General features: G+C 72.8%; 19 protein-coding genes. 8 read left to right on the plus strand and 11 right to left on the minus strand.

Going from position 1 to position 19,739, the window contains the following annotated elements; translation table 11 throughout:
• Positions 1 to 93: 93 nt before the first annotated feature.
• Complete coding sequence (locus tag ACYQ77_RS26305) at positions 94 to 984, plus strand: LysR family transcriptional regulator (protein ID WP_459715862.1); 891 nt, start codon at positions 94 to 96, stop codon at positions 982 to 984.
• On the opposite strand, the gene ACYQ77_RS26310 is transcribed toward ACYQ77_RS26305, so the two are convergent.
• Positions 967 to 1,467 (minus strand): RrF2 family transcriptional regulator, encoded by a 501-nt coding sequence (locus ACYQ77_RS26310; protein WP_459715864.1) that lies wholly within the window; start codon positions 1,465 to 1,467, stop codon positions 967 to 969. The two genes, ACYQ77_RS26305 and ACYQ77_RS26310, sit on opposite strands and share 18 nt — an antisense overlap.
• A gap of 56 nt (positions 1,468 to 1,523) precedes the next feature.
• On the opposite strand from ACYQ77_RS26310, the gene ACYQ77_RS26315 reads away from it, so the two are divergent.
• Positions 1,524 to 2,270 (plus strand): SDR family oxidoreductase, encoded by a 747-nt coding sequence (locus ACYQ77_RS26315; RefSeq protein ID WP_459715865.1) that lies wholly within the window; start codon positions 1,524 to 1,526, stop codon positions 2,268 to 2,270.
• Between the two features lie 453 nt (positions 2,271 to 2,723).
• Here the strand turns inward: ACYQ77_RS26315 and ACYQ77_RS26320 are convergent, their stop codons facing one another.
• The 4 genes from ACYQ77_RS26320 to ACYQ77_RS26335 are packed head-to-tail and all read right to left on the minus strand — an operon-like array spanning position 2,724 to position 7,318.
• A complete protein-coding gene (locus ACYQ77_RS26320; RefSeq protein WP_459715867.1) occupies positions 2,724 to 4,190 on the minus strand; it encodes a flavin-containing monooxygenase in 1,467 nt (488 codons plus the stop codon).
• Entirely contained in the window at positions 4,187 to 5,044 is an 858-nt protein-coding gene (locus ACYQ77_RS26325; RefSeq protein ID WP_459715869.1) for an SDR family NAD(P)-dependent oxidoreductase, read from the minus strand. Before ACYQ77_RS26325 ends, ACYQ77_RS26320 begins: the two co-directional genes overlap by 4 nt.
• The gene (locus ACYQ77_RS26330; protein ID WP_459715870.1) at positions 5,019 to 5,921 is read right to left on the minus strand and encodes an alpha/beta fold hydrolase; all 903 of its coding nucleotides are present in this window, start codon (positions 5,919 to 5,921) and stop codon (positions 5,019 to 5,021) included. The genes ACYQ77_RS26325 and ACYQ77_RS26330 overlap by 26 nt, the downstream gene beginning before the upstream one ends.
• Entirely contained in the window at positions 5,918 to 7,318 is a 1,401-nt protein-coding gene (locus ACYQ77_RS26335; RefSeq protein WP_459715872.1) for a cytochrome P450, read from the minus strand. Before ACYQ77_RS26335 ends, ACYQ77_RS26330 begins: the two co-directional genes overlap by 4 nt.
• A 93-nt stretch (positions 7,319 to 7,411) precedes the next feature.
• Here ACYQ77_RS26335 and ACYQ77_RS26340 point away from each other — a divergent pair, with 93 nt between their 5' ends.
• Positions 7,412 to 8,014 (plus strand): TetR/AcrR family transcriptional regulator, encoded by a 603-nt coding sequence (locus tag ACYQ77_RS26340; protein WP_459715874.1) that lies wholly within the window; start codon positions 7,412 to 7,414, stop codon positions 8,012 to 8,014.
• Between the two features lie 534 nt (positions 8,015 to 8,548).
• On the opposite strand, the gene ACYQ77_RS26345 is transcribed toward ACYQ77_RS26340, so the two are convergent.
• The 5 genes from ACYQ77_RS26345 to trxA all read right to left on the minus strand — a co-directional run bounded on the left by ACYQ77_RS26345 (position 8,549) and on the right by trxA (position 13,484).
• Complete coding sequence (locus ACYQ77_RS26345) at positions 8,549 to 9,145, minus strand: hypothetical protein (protein ID WP_459715876.1); 597 nt, start codon at positions 9,143 to 9,145, stop codon at positions 8,549 to 8,551.
• Positions 9,146 to 9,165: 20 nt separating this feature from the next.
• Positions 9,166 to 10,968, minus strand: a complete 1,803-nt coding sequence (locus ACYQ77_RS26350) for a hypothetical protein (protein ID WP_459715878.1) — start codon at positions 10,966 to 10,968, stop codon at positions 9,166 to 9,168.
• A 95-nt stretch (positions 10,969 to 11,063) separates the two neighbouring features.
• Positions 11,064 to 11,732 carry a class F sortase gene (locus ACYQ77_RS26355; protein ID WP_459716454.1) on the minus strand — a complete coding sequence of 223 codons (669 nt, stop codon included), beginning with the start codon at positions 11,730 to 11,732 and terminating at the stop codon, positions 11,064 to 11,066.
• 173 nt (positions 11,733 to 11,905) lie between these two features.
• Positions 11,906 to 13,015 (minus strand): hypothetical protein, encoded by a 1,110-nt coding sequence (locus tag ACYQ77_RS26360; RefSeq protein ID WP_459715880.1) that lies wholly within the window; start codon positions 13,013 to 13,015, stop codon positions 11,906 to 11,908.
• A gap of 97 nt (positions 13,016 to 13,112) precedes the next feature.
• Positions 13,113 to 13,484 carry a thioredoxin gene (gene trxA / locus ACYQ77_RS26365; protein ID WP_459715882.1) on the minus strand — a complete coding sequence of 124 codons (372 nt, stop codon included), beginning with the start codon at positions 13,482 to 13,484 and terminating at the stop codon, positions 13,113 to 13,115.
• A 459-nt stretch (positions 13,485 to 13,943) separates the two neighbouring features.
• Here trxA and ACYQ77_RS26370 point away from each other — a divergent pair, with 459 nt between their 5' ends.
• The gene (locus ACYQ77_RS26370) at positions 13,944 to 15,275 is read left to right on the plus strand and encodes a hemolysin family protein (RefSeq protein WP_459715884.1); all 1,332 of its coding nucleotides are present in this window, start codon (positions 13,944 to 13,946) and stop codon (positions 15,273 to 15,275) included.
• Positions 15,272 to 16,285, plus strand: a complete 1,014-nt coding sequence (locus ACYQ77_RS26375) for a hemolysin family protein (protein ID WP_459715886.1) — start codon at positions 15,272 to 15,274, stop codon at positions 16,283 to 16,285. The genes ACYQ77_RS26370 and ACYQ77_RS26375 overlap by 4 nt, the downstream gene beginning before the upstream one ends.
• Here ACYQ77_RS26375 and ACYQ77_RS26380 read toward each other — a convergent pair.
• Complete coding sequence (locus ACYQ77_RS26380) at positions 16,233 to 17,141, minus strand: EamA family transporter (RefSeq protein WP_459715888.1); 909 nt, start codon at positions 17,139 to 17,141, stop codon at positions 16,233 to 16,235. The two genes, ACYQ77_RS26375 and ACYQ77_RS26380, sit on opposite strands and share 53 nt — an antisense overlap.
• 39 nt (positions 17,142 to 17,180) lie before the next feature.
• On the opposite strand from ACYQ77_RS26380, the gene ACYQ77_RS26385 reads away from it, so the two are divergent.
• The 3 genes from ACYQ77_RS26385 to ACYQ77_RS26395 all read left to right on the plus strand — a co-directional run bounded on the left by ACYQ77_RS26385 (position 17,181) and on the right by ACYQ77_RS26395 (position 19,687).
• Positions 17,181 to 17,681: a MarR family winged helix-turn-helix transcriptional regulator gene (locus ACYQ77_RS26385; RefSeq protein WP_459715890.1), complete on the plus strand. Its 501-nt coding sequence runs from the start codon at positions 17,181 to 17,183 to the stop codon at positions 17,679 to 17,681.
• A gap of 102 nt (positions 17,682 to 17,783) precedes the next feature.
• Positions 17,784 to 18,821, plus strand: a complete 1,038-nt coding sequence (locus ACYQ77_RS26390) for a maleylacetate reductase (RefSeq protein ID WP_459715892.1) — start codon at positions 17,784 to 17,786, stop codon at positions 18,819 to 18,821.
• On the plus strand, positions 18,818 to 19,687 hold the full coding sequence (locus ACYQ77_RS26395; RefSeq protein ID WP_459715894.1) for a dioxygenase family protein: 870 nt from the start codon (positions 18,818 to 18,820) through the stop codon (positions 19,685 to 19,687). The genes ACYQ77_RS26390 and ACYQ77_RS26395 overlap by 4 nt, the downstream gene beginning before the upstream one ends.
• The last annotated feature ends 52 nt before the right edge of the window (positions 19,688 to 19,739 follow it).

Below are 19,739 nucleotides of genomic sequence, written 5' to 3' on the forward strand. Positions count from 1 at the left end.
TCCAGGTGGCACACGGGAAAAGCGGCACCGAGTCAACCCGCGCGCGCCGCCGTGCTGAAGGACCGATCCGGTCGCCATTGATACCCTGGCGATATGAGTGACCTGGAGGTGCGGCAGCTGCGGTACTTCGTCGCGGTCGCCGAGGAACTGCACTTCGGGCGCGCGGCCGACCGGCTGGGCATGGCGCAACCGCCGCTGTCCCGGGCGATCCGCGAGCTGGAACGGCAGCTGGGCGTGCGCCTGCTGGACCGCACCACGCGCCAGGTCACGCTGACCCCGGCGGGCGAGGTCCTGCTGCGGGACGCGCACACGGTGCTCGACGCGGTCACCGCCGCCGGACGGCGGGTCCGGCACGCGGGCGCGCCGACCCCGTCGCTGCGGGTCGCGCTCAAGGCCGACTACGACGCCGGGTTGCTGCCGCGGATCATCGCGGCGTACGAACGCGAGGACGCGGCCGTGCCGGTGGAACTGATGATGTGCGGCCGCGGCGAGCAGGAACGCGCGCTGCGCGAGGGCAGGGCCGACGTCGCGCTGGTGCCCACCCCGTTCGAGGAGCGCGGCCTGGACCATGAGGCCCTGGTGACGGAGCCGCGCCTGGTCGCACTGGCCGCGAACGACCCCCTCGCCGCCCACACCCACCTGCGGCTGGCGGACATGGCGGGCCGGACGCTGCCCGACGGCTCCCCCGCCGAGGACGGCGGCGGCAGGCCCCCGAGCAGGCCCGTGGCCCGGCCGCTCACGGACATCGCGCAGATCTTCAACATGGTCGAGCTGGGCAGTGTCGTCTGGTACGTGCCCGTCTCGGTCGCGCGCCGCCACCCGCGCCCGGGCATCGCCTACCGGCCGGTCGCCGATCTGTCGCCGACCACGCTCACAGTCGCGTGGCCGCGGAACTCGCACTCCCCGGCGGTGGCCGCCTTCGTCCGCGCCGCCACCGCGGTGGCGGAGGAGGAGACCCGCGCCCCGCTACGCGCCGCCACCTGACCGCCGGGTGCGGCCGGTCGTGGCGAGGCGGGACCTCGTGCGGGCCGGAGCGGTCGGTGGCAGGCCGGCGACGATGTCGGCCAGTGTGTCCGCGGCCAGGGTCGCCCGCCACGCCTCGTGTGCGTCGGCCATCTTCCTCGCCAGCACGCAGGTGTCCCGGCAGTCCTCCGGCGGCAGCGCACCCGCGCCCTGCCTGCGGATCTCGCGGCACTCGTACGGTGACGTGGCGCCGTCGACCGCCTCGACGACCGCCAGCAGCGTGATCTCCCCGGCGGGCAGCGCCAGCCGGAAGCCACCGCGCGGGCCGGTCGTCGCCGTCAGGATGCCTGCCCTGACGAGCGCCTGCAGCTGTTTCGCCAGGTAGGGCGCTGGCAGGTCGTAGTACTCCGCCAGCTGGGCCGCCGACGCGGTCGCGCCCGGCTCGAGCTGCGCGAGCGTCGTCGCGCAGTGCAGGACCCACTCGGTGCTCACTGGCAGCTTCACGACCGCGATAGTATCGTAGATATTGCGGATCAATTTAGTCTGAAATAGGAGGAGCAATGCGGATCGCCGTCGCGGGCGCGAGCGGGAACATCGGGGCGCGGACCGTCGCCGCGCTGGAGCGGGGCGGGCACGAGGTCGTGCGGATCAGCCGGTCCCACGGCGTCGACCTGACCACGGGTGACGGCCTCGACGACGCGCTCGCCGGGGTCGACGCGGTCGTCGACGCCACCAACGCCCCCGTGGGCGACCGGGACGGGACCGTCGGCTACCTCGGCACCACCACGCGCACCCTGCTCGCCGCCGAGCAGCGCGCCGGGGTGCGCCACCACGTGCTGCTCTCGATCGTCGGCATCCACGCCATCGAGGGCAACGCGCACTACGCGGGCAAGCGCGAGCAGGAGCGCCTGGTCGAGGCGGGTCCGGTGCCGTGGACGATCGTCCCCTGCACGCAGTTCCACGACTTCGCCGAGATGGTCGCGAGCTGGACCGAACAGGACGGCACCGCCACGATCGCGCCCCTGCTCGTGCGGCCCATCGCGCCCGACGACGTCGCCGGGATCCTCGCCGAGGTGGCCGTCGGCGAGCCGCGCGGGCGGCACGTCGACGTCGCGGGGCCGGACACGCAGGACCTCGTCGACATGGCCAGGCGCACCCACCAGGCCCGCGGTCGCGACGTGCGGCTCGTGCCGACGTGGCAGGGCGTCTTCGGCACGGAGATGGCCGGCGAGGTGCTCCTGCCCGGCGAGCACGCCCGCATCGCGCCGACGACGTTCGAGGAGTGGCTCGTGAAGGAAGCCGGCTGACGCATTCACCCCATCGAGGTCGCCCGGCGGAGTGCACGCGGTCGTGACCACCGCGAACGCCCGGAGCACTCACAGGTTCTCAGCTTCGCGCGACTCTGCGTAGCACCCCGTTGGGCCGATCGACGGGTACGACGGCGTACCACGTCACCGGACCCGGTGATCAGCACCGGACCGGTACGTCACGAACCGCGTTTTCCTTGCCGGGGAACGATTTGCTCCGCGGAAGATCGCCATGACATGGTCATCGCGCCTGCGCAGGCGGACCCGTTCGAGTCCCCATCCAAGGAGAAAACATGTTCCACCAGACCGTCGTGTGCGCCGCCGAGTACTGCCACGGCGACATCATCTCCGGGCTGCTCGCGCACATCGCGCACGTCGTCGGCTGGCTGGTGTAGTCACACCGCCCGCACCCGGCGTGGTCGTCGAGCCAGGCCACGCCGGGTGCGCCCGGCCTCACCCAGTCGCACGCACCGCACGGCGCGTGAACCGCATGACCCCGTCGTTCACCTTGCCGTGGCGCAGGTTCACGACATCGTGTGCGTAGCTCATGCCCAGCTGCCACGGCGCGCGTGACCCGGCGCGGGGGAACTCGTCGATCGACCGCAGCACGTAGCCGGCGTCGAAGTCGAGCAGCGGCCGTTCGGTGACCGACGGGTCGTCGTTCGCCGGCACGGCCACGTCGTACCCGTGCTCGTCCATGTGCCGCAGCAACCGCACGACGTACTCGCCGACGAGGTCGGCCTTCAACGTCCACGACGCGTTCGTGTACCCGATCGTGAACACGAAGTTCGGCACGTCGGACAGCATCATTCCCTTGTACGCCATGGTCTTCGGCAGTTCGACGGCCCGCCCGTCGACGATCAGCTCCATGCCGCCGAACGCGAGCAGCCGCAGCCCGGTCGCCGTCACGACCACGTCCGCGGCCAGCGTGTCACCGGACTCCAGGCGCAGCCCGGTTTCGGTGAACTCCGCGATCCGGTCCGTCACCACGGATGCGCGGCCGCGGCGGATGGCGCGGAACAGGTCGCCGTCCGGGACGAGGCAGAGCCGCTGGTCCCACGGGTCGTACCGGGGGTTGAAGTGGGTGTCGACGTCGTACCCCCGCGGCAGCTGCCGGATCGTGGCCGCGCGGATCAGGTTCCGCACGACGTGCGGGCGGCGCCGCGACAGCTGGTAGAGGAACGTGCTCATCAGCACGTTCTTCCAGCGCGCGACGAAGTACGCGCGCTTCGGGCCGATCAGCCGCCGCAACGTGTTCGCGATCTTGTCCTCGGCGGGCAGCGACATGATGTAGGTCGGCGACCGCTGCAGCATCGTCACGTGCGCGGCCGTCTCCGCCATCGCGGGCACGAGCGTCACCGCGGTCGCGCCGCTGCCGATCACGACCACCTTCTTGCCGCTGTGGTCGAGGTCGGCGGGCCACTGCTGCGGGTGGACGACCGTGCCGCGGAAGCGGTCCAGGCCGGGGAACTCCGGCGTGTGGCCCGCGTCGTAGTGGTAGTAGCCACTGCACACGTACAGGAACCGCGCGGTGATCGTCACTGGTTCGCCGTCGTGCCGCGCCTCCACCGTCCACCGGGCGTCCGCTGTGGACCACGACGCCCGCACCACGCGGTGACCGAACCGGATGTGCCGGTCGATGCCCGCCTCGGCGGCCGTCTCCCTGACGTACGACAGGATCGACGGCCCGTCCGCGATGGCCTTGGCCCGCGTCCACGGCTTGAACCGGTAGCCGAGGGTGTGCATGTCCGAGTCGGACCGCACGCCCGGGTACCGGAACAGGTCCCACGTGCCGCCGATCGCGTCGCGTGCCTCGAGGATCGTGTAGGTGCGGTCCGGGAACGCGGTCTGCAGGTGGTGCGCGGCGCCGATGCCCGACAGCCCGGCGCCGACGATGAGCACGTCCACGTCGGCGCTCATGCCTTACCCGCCTGCCTGGCCCGCAGCCGTGACTGCAGGCCGCCGAGCACCGAGTGGTAGTGCGTGGGCGTGATGCGGGTCAGCGCGTCGAACAGGTAGGCGTCGGGGCCGACGAGGATGCGGGCCTTCCCCTTCTCGACTCCCTTGTGGATGATCGCGGCCGCCTTCTCCGGCGAGGTCATGGTGATGGCCTCGAACTGCGCGGCCATCTGCTCCTTCGTCCGCCCGAGCCCTTCCGGATCCGTGCGCACCCGCGCGTTGCGGGCGATGTTCGTGGTGATGCCGCCGGGGTGCACGGTCACCGCGCGCACACCGGTCCCCCGCAGCTCGTGCCGCAGCGACTCGGTGAAGCCGCGGACCGCGAACTTCGCCGCGCAGTAGGCGCTCTGGTACGGCATGCCCGCCAGGCCGAACACGCTGGACGTGTTCACGATGACCCCGGCGTCCTGCTCGACCAGGATCGGCAGGAACGCGCGCGTGCCGTTGACGACACCGTGGAAGTTGATGTCGTGCAGCCACTGGTCGTCCTCGGGCACCGCGTCCAGCACGGTCGAGGTCACGGCCACACCGGCGTTGTTGAACACCGCGGCGAGCGGCGCGGGCAGCCACTCCCGCACCTCGTCGGCGAACCGCTGCTGGTCGGCGGCGTCGCGCACGTCGAGCACGCGGGTCAGCACCCGGCCGGGCAGCGCGGCGGCGGTCTCCTTGAGCCCGGCCTCGTCCACGTCGGCGATCGCGACCGGGGACCCGGCGCGGGCGAGGCGGACGGCGAGCGCGCGGCCGATGCCGGACGCCGCGCCCGTGATCATGACCGGGCGGCCGGTGATGCTAGGACGCGGTCGTGTCGCGGGCATCGCTGCTCCTCGTCGTGCGTGCGTGGGTGTCGATCAGGTCGATGAGCCGCGGCCACGCGCCCTTCGGCAGGTCGTGGCCCATGCCCGCGATGGTCTCCAGCCGTGCGCCCGGGATCGCGCGGACCGTGGCCGCGCCGCCGGTCGGGTGCACCATCCGGTCGCGGTCGCCGTGGATCACCAGCGTGGGCGCGGTGACCGACCGCAGCGACGGCGTCCGGTCCCCGGACTTCATGATCGCGCCGAGCTGCCTGCCGGTGCCCGCCGACGACGGGTCGCGGTCCCAGCCGCGGGCCGCCTGTGCCCGCACCCAGTCCTCGTCGAACGGGAAGCCGTGCGAGCCGATGTGGCGGAACATCCGCACGGCGCTGTCCATCGCCGCCTCCCGCGCCCTCGGCGGGGCGGCCGCCATCAGCCGCAGTGTGGACAGCGCGGGACGGCCGCTGCGGCGCGCCCCGGTGTTCGACATGATCGACGTGAGCGTCCGCACCCGCTCCGGGTGCCGGGCGGCGACGGTCTGGGCGATCATGCCGCCCATCGACACCCCGACGACGTGCGCGCTGTCAAGGCCGAGCGCGTCGAACAACCCGACCGTGTCCTCGGCCATGTCGGTGAGGTCGTACTGCCGCGCCGGGAACCGGCCCACGAGCATCGCCCACAGCTTGGCGGGCCGGAAGTCCTCGTGCGTCGACCGGCCGATGTCGCGGTTGTCGAACCGGACGACCCGGTAGCCGCGCTCGGCGAGCTGCTCGCAGAAGGCGTCCGGCCAGCTGTGCAGCTGCTGGCCGAGCCCGCCGACGAGCACGAGCGGCTCCCCGTCCCCGATCTCCTCGTAGGCGAGGGAGATCCCCCGCCCGACGGCCGCCACCTGCTCGCTCATGAACGCGCTCCCTCTCCTGCCGGCTCAGCCGTGACCTCAGTGGACGTGGTGGACGTGGTGGACGTGGTGGACGTGGTGGACGTGGTGGACGTGGTGGACGTGGTGGACGTGGCGGTCCTGCGGTGCACGACCGCGAGCCCGCCCTTGCCCGGCGCGTTGGCGACCCCGCGGGAGTGCCAGCGCTCCGCCGGTTCGGTGGTCGGTGCGAGTGTGACGTCCCGCAGCACCGTGCGCAGCACGACGTTCATCTCCAGGGTGGCGAACGCCGCGCCGAGACAGCGCCGCGTGCCGCCGCCGAAGGGGATCCACTCGTACAGGTCCGGTCGCGAACCGAGGAACCGGTGCGGGTCGAACCGCGCCGCGTCCGGGAACACGGCGTCGTCGTCGTGAATGAGCCCGATGCTGACCAGGATCGCGTAGCCCTTCGGCACCACCCAGGGGCCCAGCTCGAGCGCGTCGGCCTTGACCTTCCTGCCGACCATGTCGATCACCGGCCGGGTCCGCTGCACCTCGACGAGCGTGGCCTCGCGCAGCCGCTTGCCGCCCGCGTCGGCCTCGGCGACCAGTTCGGCGAGCACGCCGGGGTGGCGGCGCAGCCGCTCCACGGTCCACGCGAGCGTCGTCGCGGTGGTCTCGTGCCCGGCGGCGAGCAGCGTGAGCAGCTGGTCGGCGATCTCGTTGCCGGACATGGGCGAGCCGTCGTCGTAGCGGCTCTGCAGCATCATCGCGAGCACGTCGTCGCGGTCGTCGAGGTCACCGGCCCGCCGGGTCTTCGCCACGAGCCGTTCGATGACGCGGTCGTACTCGCGGCGCATCGCGAAGAACCGCGCCCACGGCCCGAACTTGCCGCCGAAGCGCGGGATCGGCGCGGCGGCGAGCCGCGAGCCGAGCGTGACCATCCTCGGCAGCAGGTCGCGCAGCTCGTCGAACTCCTTGCCCTCGGCGCCGAACACCGTGCGCAGGATGGCGTTCAGGGTGATCCGCATCATCGACGGGAGGACCGGGAACGGCCTGCCCCGCGGCCACGACGCCATCTCCCGGACCGTCTCGTCCTCGAAGATCCGCTCGTAGGCGGCGAGCCTGCGGCCGTGGAAGGGCGGCACGAGCAGCTTGCGCTGCCTGCGGTGCTCCTCCCCCATCAGCGCGAACATCGACCGGGAGCCGAGCACGCGACCGAGGTTGGGCTCGATGTTGTCCGCGAGGGCGGTGTCGGTCTGGAACAGCTGCTTGATCTCGGCGGGATCGCTGATCACCACGGCCCGGCCGAAGATCGGCACGTTGACCGTGAACGCCTTCCCGTACCGCTCCCGCAGCCGGGGCAGCCCGCGCATCGGCATCGCCAGCGCGTAGGCGCCCTGCACGAAGCGTGGTTTGGCCGGGCCTGGTGGCAGGGTCACTGGGGTCACCTCACTGTGGTACGCGGCCGTACCAACCCGACGGTACGCCCGCGTACCATCGAGCACAAGACGGGAGGTACTAGCGTGTCCACGGTGACGACCCAGCAGACGGCCGCCGCCTGCGGTTTCCGGCAGCGCCTGCTCGACGGACTCGCCGCGTCGATCGAGGCCGACGGCTACCGCAACACGACGGTCGCCGACATCGTGCGGAGGGCGCGCACGTCCCGGCGCACGTTCTACGAGCACTTCGACAGCAAGGAGGCGTGCTTCGTCGCGCTCCTCACGGACGCCAACACCGCGATGATCCGCGAGATCTCGGCCGCGGTCGACGCGCGCGCGCCGTGGGCGAAGCAGGTGCGGCAGGCCATCGCGACGTGGATCGCGTGCGCGGAGTCCCAGCCCGCGATCACGGTGAGCTGGATCCGGGACGTGCCGTCCCTGGGCGCCGCGGCACGGGAACTGCAGCGCGACGTGATGTCGGCCTTCGTCACGATGATCCAGACGCTGTGCGACACGGACGAGTGGCGGTCGGTGCGCGCCGAGCCCGTGTCGGAGCAGCTGGCGCTGATCCTGCTCGGGGGCCTCCGCGAACTGATCGCGACGACGGTCGAGGACGGGCGCCGGGTCAGCGACATGACCGAGGTCGCCGTACGCGCGTCGATCGCCCTGCTCGGGCCGCCTCCTGTGGAGGGTTGAGGCCCGCGTCGAGGCGTTGAGCCGGGCTCGCTTCGCGGCGCGACCACTGGCGGGGGTGTCCCTCGAGACCTTGAACGCCCCGAAAGCGCCCGTCAAGACACCGGGCTTCGCCCGCTCCGCGCACTCGCGGCGCGCAACTCCTCGCCCTCCGGCGGCATGGAGGGAGGCCCGCTTCACGGTCCGGCCACTGGCGGCGGCGTCCATCGAGACCTTGAGCGGCCCGAAGCGCCTTCAGGACACCGGGCTTCGCCGCTCCGCGGGCTCGCAGCTCCCTCATCCTCCCGCGGGCATGCTCCGAAGCGCCCTTCGAGACCTTGAACGCCCCGAAAGCGCCCTTCGAGACACCGGGCTTCGCCCGCTCGACGCACTCGCAACCCGGCAGCGCCTCGCCCTCCGGCGGGCATTCCCCGAAAGCGCCCTTCGGGACACTGAGCTTGGCCCGCTTCGCGGGCCCGCACAACCGGGCTTGGCCCGCTTCGCGGGCCCGGACACCGGAGCGGGCGAGCCACCCACCACGGCCATCCCGCAGGGGCGTCACCCCGTCGGCCACACCTGGACCGCCGCCGCCAAGGCGGCCGCCTGGTACGGCGGCAGGGCCGCGCCCTCGGTGACCACCTCCACCAGCCACCGCTGCTCCAGCTCCACCCACAGCCGCGACGCCAACGCGCCGCGGGCCGACAGGACGTCCGCCTCCGGGGCGACCTCCAGCACGTACACCCACGTCGCGCCGTCCTGGGCGCCCTCCAGCGGCATCCGCCACACGCGGTGCAGGCGCACGCCGCCATGTGCGGACGCCTCGGCGGCCAGCACCTCGTCCGCGCGCGACGGGTCCGGCGCGCCGGCCGGGCCCGTCGCGGTGAAGCGGTACGCGGGCGGCGGCACCTCGTCCGTCACCGGGACGTCGTCGAGGTCCGGGTTGCCCGGGTCGTACAGCGCGGCGCGGATCAGGTCCTGCTCCTCGAGGGTGATGGCGACACCCTCGAGGGCAAGCCCCAGCAGCAACGCGGCCTCGGCGATCTCCGTCTCACCGACCGAGTAGTGGTCACGCACGGCGTCGAGCACGTCGTCGGACAGCCTGCCCGCCAGCCGCGCGCACACGGCGGCCACCGCCGCGTTCGTCTGCACATCCATGAGACCGAAAAATACTGGGCTCAGGGGTACTCCGTGACGTAGATCGGCACGCCGACCTTCGTCGTGTCGGCCGCGTCGCCCACGCCGTTGACCACGTGGTCGATGACGCCCGCGCTGAGGTTCACCGTCATGATGTGGTGCAACCGCACGCCCGGGCGTGCCGGCACCTCGAAGCCGTTCTCGGTGTGAATGGCCGGGTTGTTCTGGTTGAACACGTACACACCGGCGCCGTACAGCGTGTGGGTGCGCACGCGGTCGCCGACCTTGTACCCGGCGAAGCCCTCGACGTCGCCGTTCATCCAGTCCGCCTGCGTCGGCGGGTCGTACGGCAGCTCGTTCTGGTAGAGGACCGTCGTGCCGCGTTCGCCGTTCCAGACGGTGTTGTACCGCTGGAAGTGCTCGACGAACAGGCCCGTCGCCGTCACGTCGTCGCCGTTGATCACCGCGCCGTACCGGCCGGTGTTGGTGCGCCAGCGCTCGGTGTCGGTGAAGCCCTCGACGCCGTGGTCGCCCCGCCACACCCACGTGTGGTCGATGAGCACGTCGTCGCTGTTGACCTCCAGCGCGATGTCGGTCTTGCCGACGTGCGGGCCACCGACGCGGAAGTACACGTCCGACAGCGTCGTCGGGTTGCGCGGGTCGCTATGCCCGTGCCCGTGCCGCTTGCCGACCCGGAGCAGCACCGGCGACTCCTCGAGGCCGGCGTCGATCGTCACGCCCGCGACGACAACCCCCGGCACGTCCGCCACCTCGAGCGGCACCGCGCCGTCGACAGCGGTCAGCGTGGCGTGGCCGAGCCCGAGCACGACCGTGCCGGGACGCTTCACCGCGATCGTGCGGTCGACGTCGTACACACCCGGCGTGAGCAGCAGGTTCTTGCCGCGCGCCAGCTGGGTGTTGATCTCGCGCACGGAGTCGTCCGGCGACGCGACGAAGAAGTCCGACAGCGGCAGCGAGCGGCCCGGCGTCATGCCGCTGCCCCACGAGATGCCCCTGGTGTTCCGCTGCGCCGACGGCACGCGGACCTGGTAGTGACCACGCGCGTCGACGTACAGGTACGGCTTCTCGCGGCTCACCGGGGTGGTGTCGAGCGTCGTGTACGGCGGAGACGGGAACGTGGCGTCGTCCGGGGCGCCCACGACGCCGGCGAACACCTGGTTCCACACGCCGTTGGACCAGCTCTCGACCTCGCTGTTGCGGGTGAGCCACTGCTGCTGCGACCCGTTGGTGGTGGCGGGCAGCCGGGAGTCGGCGATGAACCCGCCGCTCGCGTACTGCGGGCCCGCCGTGCAGTAGTCCATCAGCGACAGCCCGCCGCCGCGGATGTTCATGCGCCGCAACGAGACGGCCTGCGACACGGCCCAGAAGTTGGCCGACGCGCGGCAGCCGTCCTGGCCCGCGGCGTCGATGTCGATGGTCAGGTTCGACAGGGTGCGCCAGAAGTTGACCAGCGCGAGGCAGTTGCTCGTGCCGCCGTCGGCGAGGCAGCGGTTGTAGACCTCGACCTTGCCGTTGATCACGACGTCGGTCGGCGACGCGCCGAGCCCGGCGATCTCGGTGTAGTAGCCGACCTTGATCTGCAGCGGGTGTTCCTCGGTGCCGTACGTGCCCGGCTTGAAGAGGAACGCCTGCCGCGCGGTGCCCATCTCGGCGTCGACCTGGGCGGCGTGGGTCGCGTCGAGCGTGGCCTGGATCTGTTCGACCGGCATGTCCGGGTCGAAGACAGTGACGTTCGGGCCGAGGTCCCGCGGCGGGTGGCCCTGCGGGGCCGCGCCCGCACTGCCGGTGAACATGGCGGTCATGGCCAGTACGAGGGTGACCACCTGACAACTCCGTCGGTTCATACTTTTCTTCCTGTCAGCCGTGGAAGCGCTCTCACGTTGTACTCCATCACGCGCCCCAGCGGAACCGCCAGACGTCAGATGGGCTGGGCGATCACGACCCGGTTCTCCTCGTAGCCGTCACGGCCGCCGACCCAGCGGCCACCGCACGTGACGAGCACGAGCCGGTGCGGGCCGTCCTGGCCGAACAGCTCCTGCGCGCGGGCGGGCAGCTGGTCCTTGTGCACGGTGACCAGCCTGCGGACCCGGTAGCGGTGCGTCACGCCGCCCGCGTCGACGACGGTGACGACGTCGCCGAGCCGGGACTCCCACAGCTCGGCGAACGGGCCGGTGGCGCCCTTCCAGTTCACGTGCCCGGCGAGCACGGTCGCGCCCGCCGTCCCGTCGAAGGCCGCGCCCCACCAAGTGGCCTCCCGCACGCCCTCGGGCACCGGGAGCACCCCGTCGACCACGTCCTTGCGCACCAGTGTGGCCGTGCCGCCCTGGGCGAGGCGGACGGTGCCGGGGGCCTGTGCGGCCGGTGGCGCGGGCGGGGGTTGCGGTCTCGGCGTCGTCCGGGCGGGCGGCGGCGCCGTCGACGACGGTGTGGTGGGCCGGGCGGCGGGTGGTTCGGCGGGGACGATGGCCTTGCGCGCGGGCGGTGCCGCGGTCACGACGGCGGTGGGCGTGCCGGTGACGGGTCCCGGCGCGGCGGTCAGCGCGGCGGTGACGGCGGCGACGACGGCCGCCATGACGACCACCGGCATGACGACCGGGCGGTTGCGGACGGCGTCCCGGGACCAGTCGTCCCAGGCGGCGACGCCCTGGTCGGCCCAGGCGGGACGGGGTTCGGGCGGGGTGCCGTGCCACAGGTCGTCGTCGAGCAGCACCGCGCGCGACGCGGCGTCGAGCGAGGCGGGGTCGGGCTCGGCGGGCACGGTCAGCCCTGCTGGTGGTCGCCTGACGCGCGGCGGCGGGCCAGGTGCAGGACGAGCACGCCGGCGCCGATCACCACGGCGACGAGCACGATCCAGCCGCCGCCGGACATCCGCTGCTCGACCGAGGCCGTGGCGACGGGCATGTCCGAGGAGTCGCCCGCGGGGATGGTGCTCGGCAGCTGCGGGGTGGACGTGGTGGTGGTCGTCGGCGGCGGGGTCGCGGTGGTCTCGGCGTTGGCGGTCAGCTCCTCCTCGCCGCCGGTGCTGACGATGCGCTGCGTGTCGACCTGCACGGCCTGCTGCACCACGGGCACCTCGGCGGGGCTCGCGAGGCTGATGTCGAGCCGGGGCGCGGGCCCGGTCGGGGTGACGGCGAGCGTGAGCGGCTCGGCCGTCGTGGTGACGGTCCCGGTGGTGACCTGCTTGCCCGCGGCGTCGGTGAAGGTGGCGTCGGTGGCCCCGACGGTGACGGGCACGTCCGCGACACCGGTGCCCGCCGCGTTCTTCACGGTGATCACCCAGTCGGCGACGGCGCCGATGGTCTGCGGCTCCTCCGGCGCGGCGACGGCCGCGGTCCACGGGCCGCGGTTCGCGGCGGCGTCGGCCTTGAGGGTGTCCACGGCCGTCCGCGCGGCGGCGGGCAGCTTCGCGAGGTGGAACGGGGCGTCGTAGGCGATGTGCCGGAAGTCGTTGGCCGGGTCGAGCTGGCCCGGGTCCTGCGGGCCCGCGGTCCAGCTGTGCAGGAGGTGCGCGAGCGCGGCGGCCTCGTCGGCGTCGTCGGTGTCGGCGTAGCGCAGCAGCAGGTAGGAGATGTCGGCGGCGACGTCGGGTGCGAGGTCGGTGCCCCACTTGGTCTTCAGCGCGGCGCCGGGCTGGTACTGCTCGTTGCTGTCCGGGGCGAGGTACGCGAACTGCACGCACCAGACCTGCTTGCCGGCGACCACGTAGGAGCCGAGCCAGTCGGACGTGTCCGGGTTGCCCTTGTACGGCTGGGCAGGTGTGGTCTCGTGGCCCACCCCCAGCTGAACCTCGGCCGCCGCGACGGGCGCGGCGGCGAGGGAGGCGGTGACGACGACAGCGGCAGCCGCGACGAGCTGCTTCCCGGTAAGCACGTGGAAAGCTTTCTAGCCAGACCCCGACGGCGACAATCCGCCACCAGAGGGGCCACGATCACACGGCCATACCAACGCACCTCACGGAGAGCGACGGTCAGGCGCTGCCTTCCTCGGCGGCGCGGACCTTCTCGCGCACCTCGTCCATGTCGAGGTCGCGGACCTTGCCGATCAGCTCGGCCAGCGCGGGCGCGGGCAGCGCGCCCGGCTGCGCGTACACGACGACCCCGTCCCGGACGATCATCAGCGTCGGGATCGACTGGATGCCGAACGCCTGCGCCAGCTCCACCTCGGCCTCGGTGTCGACCTTGCCGAAGGTGAGGTCGGGGTTCTTCTCGGCGGCGTCCTCGAACACCGGCGCGAACATCCGGCACGGCCCGCACCAGGACGCCCAGAAGTCGACCAGCACGGTGCCCTCGTTGGTGACCGTGTCGCCGAAGTTGTCCTTGGTCAGTTCGATTGTCGCCACTGTTCCTCCTTCGTGTGCTTCGTGCAGCGTTTTCGGGGCGTGGTTCATTCCCCTGCCGGTGGGTTCCCAGTCCGGGGGTGTGGATAACTGCCTCTCGGCACGCGGTTCTTGTCGGTGGCGGCCGGTAGGCTGGATGTCGGGGGGCCGGAGGCGGGGGTTGATCTTGCCGGCCTTGGCCGGCCCCGTTTGCGGGCTCGGGTTCGGGGTGCCGTCGGGGCGATCCCCTGGTGCGTGTGCGGCGCGGCTTGGCCGGGATCGCCCGGGTGCGGGGCGCCGGCCACCGGGATGTCCGTTGTGGACGTGCGGGACTTGCCGAGTTGAGGAACTTCCCCGGCCGTGCCACCGTTCACCTGGTGTACGCGCCGACGAGCACGAGAGGACCATGGACCCGTCCCGAAGCACCGATGTCCACATCGGACACCGCGCCCTGACGAGCCCGCCCGCCGGTGATCCGCCGGCATGATCACCATCCTCACGATCCTCGCCGGTATGGCGGTCGTGTTCGGGCTGACCGTGCTCACCGGTTACTTCGTTGCCCAGGAGTTCGGCTACATGGCCGTGGACCGGGCGCGGCTCAAGGCCCGGGCCGCGGGCGGCGACGCCGGGGCCGAGCGCGCGCTCGGCATCACGCGCCGCACCTCCTTCATGCTCTCCGGTGCCCAGCTGGGCATCACCGTCACCGGGCTGCTCGTCGGCTACGTCGCCGAACCGCTCATCGGCGCCGGGATCGGCGACCTGCTGGGCGGGGTCGGTGTCCCGCAGGCGGTCGGGGTGGCTGTCGGCACCGTCTTCGCGCTGGTGTTCTCGACGGTCGTGCAGATGGTGTTCGGTGAGCTGTTCCCGAAGAACCTCGCCATCGCGCGGCCCGAACCGGTCGCGCGGCGGCTCGCGTGGTCGACCGGGCTGTACCTGTCGGTGTTCGGGTGGCTGATCCGGCTGTTCGACCACGCGTCGAACCTGCTGCTCAAGGCCGTCCGGATCGAACCGGTGCACGACGTCGAGCATGCCGCCACCCCGCGCGACCTGGAACACATCGTCGCCGCCTCGCGGGACAGCGGTGACCTGCCCGCCGAGCTGTCCACGCTGCTCGACCGCACGCTCGACCTGCACGAGCGGACCGCCGAGCACGCGATGATCCCCCGCACGTCGGTGACGACGGTGCCCGGGGACGCGACGGTGTCCGAGGCGCTCGCGGTGATGGCCGCGTCCCACTCGCGGCTGCCGGTCCTCGGCACGGACGTGGACGACGTGGTCGGCATCGCCGGCCTGCGCGACCTGCTCGCGCTCACCGACCTCGGCACACCGGTCCGCGACGTGGCCCGGCCCGCCGTGCTGGTGCCCGGGTCGCTGCCGCTGCCCGCCGTCCTCGCCCGGTTGCGGGAGGCGCGCGAGCAGTTCGGGTGCGTCGTCGACGAGTACGGCGGCCTCGCGGGCGTGATCACCGTCGAGGACATCGCCGAGGAGCTCGTCGGTGAGATCGCCGACGAGCACGACCCCGACCGCACGCCCGCGCCCGTGCTGCGCGACGGCACCTGGACGCTGCCCGGCGCGACGCACCTCGACGAGGTGGAGCGCCTGATCGGCCACGACCTCCCCGACGGCGACTACGAGACGGTCGCCGGGCTGGTCATGGCCGAGCTGCAACGGCTGCCCGACCCCGGCGACGCCGTCGAGATCACGCTGCGCAAGCCGCCCGGCACGCCGCGGCCGACGGTCACCATCACCGTCGACGCGGTCGTCCGCCGGGTGCCGGGGACCGTGTCGATCACGCTCGGGGAGGCGGCCAGATGAGCGGGTTGAGCACATGGCTCGCGCTGGCGATCTCGGCCGGGATCGTCGTGCTGAGCGCGTTCTTCGTCGCCATCGAGTTCGCGCTCGTCGCCGCACGGCGGCACCGGCTGGAGGAGGCGGCGGAGAAGAGCGTCGCCGCGCGGGCGGCGCTCGCCAGCGCCCGTGACCTGTCGCTGCTGCTGGCCGGGTCGCAGCTGGGGATCACCCTGTGCACGCTGGCACTCGGCGCGATCACGAAACCGGCCGTGCACCACATGATGACGCCGCTGTTCACGGCGTGGGGCCTGCCCGAGGTGACGGCGGACGTCATCGCGTTCGTGCTGTCGCTGATCGTGGTCACGTTCGTGCACCTGGTCGTCGGCGAGATGGCGCCGAAGTCGTGGGCCATCGCGCACCCGGAACGGTCCGCGACGTTGCTCGCGATCCCCATGCGCGGCTTCATGTGGCTCACCCGCCCGGTGCTGGTCGCGCTGAACGGCGCGGCGAACCGGTGCCTGCGGTGGTTCGGGGTGGCGCCGGTGGACGAGATGTCGGAGGGGCGCGGCCCGGACGACCTGCGCCAGCTGCTCGACCACTCGGCCCGCGCAGGCGCACTGGACGCGGCACGGCACGAACGCCTCGCGGCGGCACTGGAGGTGCACGTCCGTCCACTGCGGACGATCATGCGGCCGATCACCGAGCTGGCCGAGGTGGCGCCGGACGCCGGGCCCGCGGACATCGCGCGCGTGGCGCACGAGACCGGGCACCTCCGGCTCGTCGTGCGCGCCGGCGGGCAGCCGCTGGGTGTCGTGCACGTCCGCGACGCCGTCACCCGCCGGGACGGCACCGCGGCGGACCTGATGCGCCCGGTCCGCACGCTGGCCGCGGACACCCCGATGTACGCGGCGCTCAGCACGATGCGCGAGTCCCGCAACCACCTGGCGCTCGTCGAGGACGGCGGCAGGCTCGCGGGGCTGGTCACGTTGCAGGACCTGCTGGACCGGCTGCTGCTGCCGGAGACACCGGCCTGACGCCGCGACCCGCACGCACCGGCCTGCCGAGCACGATGCCGGTCAGCACGAGCGCCAGCCCGCACAGCTGGCGCACGCTCAGCACCTCGCCCGCGACCGCCACGCCGAGCAGCACGCCGGTGACCGGGTTCAGCAGGCCGACGAGGCCGACCGTGCCCGCGTCCAGGTGCCGCAGGCCCGCGAACCACGCGGCGAACGCGAGCGCGGTGGCGACCACCGCCACGTACAGGAAGCCCAGCACGGCCGGTCCGTCGAGCGCGGGCGGCGCGCCCTCGACGACCACGGCGACCGGCAGCAGCGCGAGGCCGCCCGCCACGAGCTGCCACGACGTCAGCGACAGCACGTCGACGTCGGCGCTCCACTTCTTCGTCAGCACGTACCCGAGCGACGACATGGCCATCGCCGCCACCGACGCCAGGACGCCGCGCGGGTCGGTGGCGACCGCGCCCGTGAACAGCATCAGCGCGACGCCCGCGATGCCGAGCGCGGCGCCCGCGAGGTGGCGGGACCTCGGCGGGGCCGCCAGCAGCAGCCACGCGAACAGCATCATCACGACCGGTGACGTGGCCATGACCGTCGACGCGACGCTCGTCGGCAGCAGCTGCGCGGCCACGTAGATCAGCACGAAGAACGCGCCCACGTTGAGAGTGCCGAGCACCAGCGACCGCCACCACCAGGACCCCGACGGCAGCCGCCGCCGGGCCGCGAGCAGCACCAGGCCGGCGGGCAGCGCACGCAGCAGTCCGCCGTACAGCGGCGCGTCCGCGGGCAGGAACTCGTGCGTGACGTAGTAGTTGGAGCCCCACGCGACCGGCGCGATCGCCGTGATCGCCACCCACCGCAAATTAGCTTCCACGGAAGCTACTATACCTTCCTCGGAAGCTACACTGGGTGCATGTCGCGAGACCACGTCGCCCGCATCCAGGCCGAATGGGCGCGCGAGCGCCCCGACCTCGACGTCAGCCCGCAGGGGGTGATCGGCCGCCTGCACCGCCTCGCGAACCACCTCACCGAGCAGCTCCTCGTGGTCTACCGCCGCTTCGGCCTCGGCGAGGGCGAGTTCGACGTGCTCGCCACGCTGCGCCGCGCGGGCCCGCCGTTCGAACGCGCGCCGGGCGAGCTCGCCCAGTTCACGATGGTCACGACCGGCGCCATGACCAAACGCATCGACCGCCTGGAACGCGACGGCCTCGTCACCCGCAGGCGCAGCACCACCGACGGCCGCGGCCGGGTCGTCGCGCTCACGCAGGCGGGCCGGGAGCTGATCGACACCGCGTTCACCGAGCACATGCGCAACGAGCGCCGCCTGCTCGACGGACTGTCCCCCGAGGACGCGGCCGCGCTGGAGGCCCTGCTCACGACCTGGCTCGCGCGGTTCGAGACACCGCAGGACTGAGCCGCGCGGCACCGTGGACGGCGGAGGTGCTCGCCGACGTGTCACCGCACGAGAGCATCCACCAGCGGCGCCGGGTGCCGCCGTGACGGCGATACTGGGCCGATGAGCATCCGGTTCGTCCACGAGACCCGGCCTCAGCGGGTGCGGTTCGGTTCCGGTGGCGCCGCCGCCGCACTGGCCGAGGAGGTCGCGCTGCTCGGCGCGGCCAGGGTCATGGTGATCACCACGGCGTCCGCGACGGCGGCGGCCGACCGGATCACCGCGGGGCTGCCGGTCGCGCTGCGGTACGACGACGTCGCCATGCACGTGCCGGTCGAGGTCGCCGAGCGGGCCCGCCGGGCGGCGGCCGACCACGAGGCCGACGCGCTGGTCAGCATCGGCGGCGGCTCGGCGACCGGGCTGGCGAAGGCGGTCGCGCTCACCACGGGGCTGCCGGTCGTGGCGGTCCCGACCACGTACGCCGGGTCGGAGGCCACGGACGTGTGGGGCCTGACCGAGGGCGCGCGCAAGACGACCGGCACCGACCCGCGGGTGCTGCCGCGGGCGATCGTGTACGACGCCGAGCTGACCACGTCGCTGCCGGTGCCGCTGAGCGTCGCGTCCGGGGTGAACGCGCTCGCGCACTGCGTGGACTCGATGTGGGCGCCGCGCACCGACCCGGTCGACCAGGCGCTCGCGCTGGCGGGGATCCGCGCGCTGCGCACCGGGCTGCCGATGGTCGTCGCCGATCCGGGTGACCTGGCGGGCCGCGAGCACGCGCTGTACGCGGCCTACCTGGCGGCGGTGGCGTTCGCGTCCGCCGGTTCCGGGCTGCACCACAAGATCTGCCACGTCCTCGGCGGGATGTTCGGCCTGCCGCACGCGCAGACCCACGCGGTGGTGCTGCCGCACGTGCTCGCGTTCAACGGGCCCGCCGCCCCGGACGCGGCCCGCCGGATCGCGGACGCGCTCGACATGTCGCTGCCGGTGCTGCTGGACCTGCTCGACGCGCCGAAGGCACTGCGGGACCTCGGTTTCGCCGAGTCGGCCATCCCGTCCGCCGTCGAGGTGATCCTGCCCGCGGTGCCGGCGGGCAACCCGCGACCGGTGACGGCCGACGACATGACCGCGCTGCTGCACGCCGCCTGGGAGGGCCGATGACGGAACAGGACGCGCGGGAACAGCGGCTGACCGACGAGGTCGTCGCGTCGTTCGGCGGCGCGGCCGACCCCCGGGTGCGGACCGTGCTGCAGGCGCTGACCCGGCACCTGCACGCGTTCCTGCGCGAGGTGCGGCTCACCGAGGACGAGTGGCGGGCCGCGATCGGGTTCCTCACCGCCACCGGCCACATCACCGACGACCGGCGTCAGGAGTTCATCCTCCTGTCCGACGTGCTCGGCGCGTCGATGCAGACCATCGCCATCAACAACGAGGCCTACGGGAACGCCACCGAGGCGACCGTGTTCGGCCCGTTCTTCGTCGAGGGCTCACCGGAGATCCCGCCTGGCGGCGACATCGCGGGCGGCGGCGCGGGCGAGCCGTGCTGGGTCGAGGGCACGGTCACCGGCACCGACGGGAACCCGGTGGCGGGCGCGCTCGTCGAGGTGTGGGAAGCCGACGAGGACGGGTTCTACGACGTCCAGTACGACGACGACCGCACGGCGGGCCGCGGCCACCTGTACACCGGCGCCGACGGCGGCTACCGGTTCTGGGCGCTCACCCCGACGCCGTACCCGATCCCGCACGACGGTCCCGTCGGCGCGCTGCTCGCCGCGGCGGGCCGCTCCCCCATGCGTGCCGCGCACCTGCACTTCCTGGTGCGCGCGGAGGGCAAGCGGACGCTGGTGACGCACGTCTTCGTCCGCGGCGACGAGTACCTGACCCGCGACTCGGTGTTCGGCGTGCGGGACTCCCTCGTCAGGGACTTCGTCCGGCAGGAGCCGGGCACCCCGGCCCCGGACGGCCGCGACCTCGGCGACCGGACGTGGTCACGCGTCCGCTTCGACATCGTGCTGGCGCCGGCCTGAACTTTTCAGTGCCCCGGGCGGGAGCTCCTCACCAATCGGCCGTGTGGTTTCC

It is taken from the genome of Actinophytocola sp. KF-1 (assembly GCF_054661535.1).